Source organism: Rhodococcus sp. ENV425 (assembly GCF_002887785.1).
Classification (GTDB): domain Bacteria; phylum Actinomycetota; class Actinomycetes; order Mycobacteriales; family Mycobacteriaceae; genus Rhodococcus; species Rhodococcus aetherivorans.
The window spans coordinates 60,026-63,720 of sequence record NZ_PCZU01000190.1; the positions used below are offsets into that span (position 1 = coordinate 60,026).

3 protein-coding genes are annotated in these 3,695 nt (G+C 70.3%); 1 reads left to right on the plus strand and 2 read right to left on the minus strand.

Annotation, left to right across the window (positions count from 1 at the left end; all coding sequences use genetic code 11):
- A partial coding sequence (locus CQZ88_RS16225) for a chorismate mutase (protein ID WP_029541984.1) occupies positions 1 to 307 on the minus strand: 307 nt, incomplete at its 3' end.
- Positions 308 to 596: 289 nt separating this feature from the next.
- Between CQZ88_RS16225 and pcrA the strand changes: the two genes are divergently transcribed.
- Positions 597 to 3,041 carry a DNA helicase PcrA gene (gene pcrA / locus CQZ88_RS16230; RefSeq protein ID WP_065922907.1) on the plus strand — a complete coding sequence of 815 codons (2,445 nt, stop codon included), beginning with the start codon at positions 597 to 599 and terminating at the stop codon, positions 3,039 to 3,041.
- Positions 3,042 to 3,118: 77 nt separating this feature from the next.
- On the opposite strand, the gene CQZ88_RS16235 is transcribed toward pcrA, so the two are convergent.
- Positions 3,119 to 3,695 (minus strand): M23 family metallopeptidase (locus CQZ88_RS16235; protein ID WP_146034315.1); only part of this gene is annotated, 577 nt, incomplete at its 5' end.

Here is a 3,695-nt window from a genome sequence, read left to right on the forward strand (position 1 = left end):
AGTGACCCAGACGGCCGCGGCCGAGCCGCAGCAGCAGCATGGCCAGGGTGTGACCCTCCTGGCCCAGCTCGCTGAAGCGCTCGAGAACCTTCATCTCGCGGCTGTGCACCAGGCGGGTACCGCCGGAGGCCATGCGGGTCTGGCCGATGATGCGCGAGACCTCGGTGCGGCGTTTGACCGCCGCCAGGATCTCGGAGTCGAGCCGGTCGATCTCTTTGCGGAGCTCGTCGATCTCCGCCTCGGTGGTGGGCAGGGCAGCGTCGGATGCGCTGGCTCCGGAACCGGCGGCCTCGGTGTTGGTGCTCATGTCGTCTCCTCGCGTCAGCTCTGGGATCGCTTCGGATACTGCGGGCGTTACCGGTCCGGCCGTCGGCTCGGGACTTCGGTGGCGCAGCAGCCGAAGCCTCGGGTGTGGTCAGGCCTCGGTCATCGGCTCTCACACCGATGGAAGTGTCGCCGATAGTGGCGACGTGGAGCGCATGACATGACGTTCAGTTTGCCACCCGTCCCCGAACCGGCCAAGTAAGGCATACCTGCCGAATCGCCCCGGCCCGGCCGGCACGGCTGTCGGCGATCGCCGGTAGTTTGGTACCACGATGAACACACCCGTTGCCTCCGGCCGTCCCGTCCCCGCGTCGAACTCGGGGGTGCGGGCGATGACCCCCGACGCGCTGCTCGAGGGACTCAATCCCCAGCAACGGGAGGCCGTGACCCACACGGGGTCTCCGCTGCTCATCGTCGCGGGGGCCGGCTCCGGCAAGACGGCGGTGCTGACCCGGCGCATCGCGTACCTGCTGGGTGAGCGTGGGGTGGCGCCGGGCCAGATCCTGGCGATCACGTTCACCAACAAGGCGGCCGCCGAGATGCGCGAGCGCGTCGCCCACCTCGTCGGTCCGCGCGCGAACAGCATGTGGGTGTCGACGTTCCATTCGAGCTGCGTGCGGATCCTGCGGGCGCAGTCGGCGCTGCTGTCGGGGATGAACTCGAACTTCACCATCTACGACGCGGACGACTCCCGGCGGCTGCTCACCATGATCGCCAAGGATCTCGACCTCGACGTCAAGCGGTATTCCGCGCGGCTGCTGGCGACGCACATCTCCAATCTCAAGAACGAGCTGATCGGCCCCGAGGAGGCCGCGGCCGACGCGGACCGCGAAGCGGCGGAACTGCCGCGGATCGTCGCGCGGGTCTACGCGCACTACCAGCAGCGGCTGCGCGCGGCCAACGCCTTCGACTTCGACGACCTGATCGGCGAGACGGTGGCACTGTTGCAGGCGCATCCGCAGGTGGCGGAGTACTACCGCCGACGGTTCCGCCACGTTCTCGTCGACGAATACCAGGACACCAACCACGCGCAGTACGTGCTCGTGCGCACGCTCGTGGGCGGTGCGGACGACACCGTGACGGACGATGCGGTCGCGCCGGGGGAGCTGTGTGTCGTCGGCGATGCCGACCAGTCCATCTACGCGTTCCGCGGCGCGACGATCCGCAACATCGAGGAGTTCGAACGCGACTATCCCGACGCTCGCACGATCCTGCTCGAGCAGAACTACCGTTCCACCCAGAACATCCTCTCGGCGGCCAACGCGGTGATCGCGCGCAACACCGGACGACGGGAGAAGCGGTTGTGGACGGACTCCGGCGCGGGAGAACCGATCACCGGGTACGTCGCCGACAACGAGCACGACGAGGCGCAGTTCGTGGCCGCGGAGATCGACCGGCTCGTCGACGCCGGCGAGGCCAGGTTCGCCGACGTCGCGGTGTTCTACCGCACCAACAACTCCTCCCGTGCCCTCGAGGACGTGTTCATCCGGCACGGCGTGCCCTACCGGGTGGTCGGCGGCGTGCGCTTCTACGAGCGCAAGGAGGTCCGCGACCTCGTCGCGTACCTGCGGGTGCTCGCCAACCCGGACGACACGGTCAGCCTGCGCCGTATCCTCAACACCCCCCGTCGCGGCATCGGCGACCGCGCGGAGGCCTGCGTGGCGGTGCACGCCGAACGCACGGCGGTCGGGTTCGGCCGGGCCCTGCGCGACGCGGCCGAGGGCACCGTGCCCCTGCTGAACACCCGCTCGCAGAAGGCCATCGCCGCGTTCGTCGACCTCATGGACGAGCTGCGGGGGATGCTCACCGAGACCGACGCCGACGGCAACGACCTCGTCGACATCGGCGACGTCGTCGAGGCGGTCCTCGACCGCACCGGTTACCGCGCCGAGCTCGAGGCCAGCGACGACCCGCAGGACGGCACGCGGCTCGACAATCTCAACGAGTTGGTCAGCGTGGCAAGGGAATTCAGTTCGGATGCCCGCAATGCCGCGGGTCTCGAAGAGGAACGGGAGGGCGCGGAGGGGGAGCCCGAGCCCGGCTCGCTCGCCGCGTTCCTCGAACGGGTGTCGCTGGTGGCCGACGCCGACCAGATCCCCGAGGAGGGCGACGGGGTCGTCACCCTGATGACGCTGCACACCGCCAAGGGTCTCGAGTTCCCGGTGGTGTTCGTGACCGGGTGGGAGGACGGGCAGTTCCCGCACATGCGAGCGCTCGGCGACCCGGCCGAGCTGTCGGAGGAACGGCGCCTGGCCTATGTCGGGCTCACCCGCGCGCGGCAGCGCCTCTACCTGAGCCGGGCGGTGCTGCGCTCGGCCTGGGGGCAGCCGGTGACCAATCCGGAATCGCGCTTCCTGCAAGAGATTCCGCAGGAACTCGTGGAGTGGCGCCGGGAGGATCCGGGGGTGGCCGGTGGTCACGCCATCGGAGCCGGCCGGGGCCGGGGCGGCTACGGCGGAGTCGGCTCCGGCTTCGGGGGTGGAGCGTCCCGGTTCGGCGACGACCGGCAGTCGACACCGAGTTTCGGGGCCGCGCGCTCGCGCAACAACCATCTCGTGCTCGCCGTCGGCGACCGGGTCAGCCACGACAAGTACGGCCTCGGCACGGTCCTCGAGACCCGCGGCTCCGGGCCGACGGCGACGGTGGTCATCGACTTCGGCAGCGCCGGGAAGGTGCGGCTGATGCTCGTCGGCGGCGTGCCGATGGTCAAGCTCTGACCCCGGGTTCCCGGCCGGACGCGAAACGGGCCCCGCACCAGCCGGTGCGGGGCCCGTTTCGCGAGAAACGCCGGAGGTCAGTCGTTCCGGATGCCGAGGGAGATGCCGCGGGTCGCGAGCCAGGGCAGCGGGTCGATCTTGTCGATGCCGTTGAGGTGCACCTCGAAGTGCAGGTGCGGGCCGGTCGACTGGCCGCGGTTGCCCATGGTGGCGATCTGGTCGCCGGCCATGACCTGCTGACCGACCGTCACCATGGACTGGTCGATGTGGCCGTAGACGGTGACGGTGCCGTCCGCGTGGCGCAGGCGCACCCACATGCCGAAGCCGGACGCCGGACCGGAGTCGATGACGGTGCCGTCGGCGACCGCGAGGATCGGGGTCCCGATCGGACCGGCGATGTCCACCCCGGCGTGGAGGGTGCCCCAGCGGGCACCGTAGCTGGAGGTGAAGACGCCGGCGGCCGGAAGGACGAACAGCGGGCGGCGGGCAGCGGCCTCGCGGGCGGCGCGCTCCTCGCTGAACCGCTGGCCCTTGGCGAGCAGGTTCGAGAACTGGGAGAGGTCGTTCGGGTCCGCGATGTTGAGGACCTGCGGGGCCTGGGACGGGGCGGCGCCCTCGGACTCGGTCTCCGGGGCGAACTGCGCGGCCTGCGGC

Coding starts and splice junctions, on each gene's coding strand:
- pcrA (WP_065922907.1), top strand. CDS start 597: ATGAACACACCCGTTGCCTCCGGCCGTCCCGTCCCCGCGTCGAACTCG.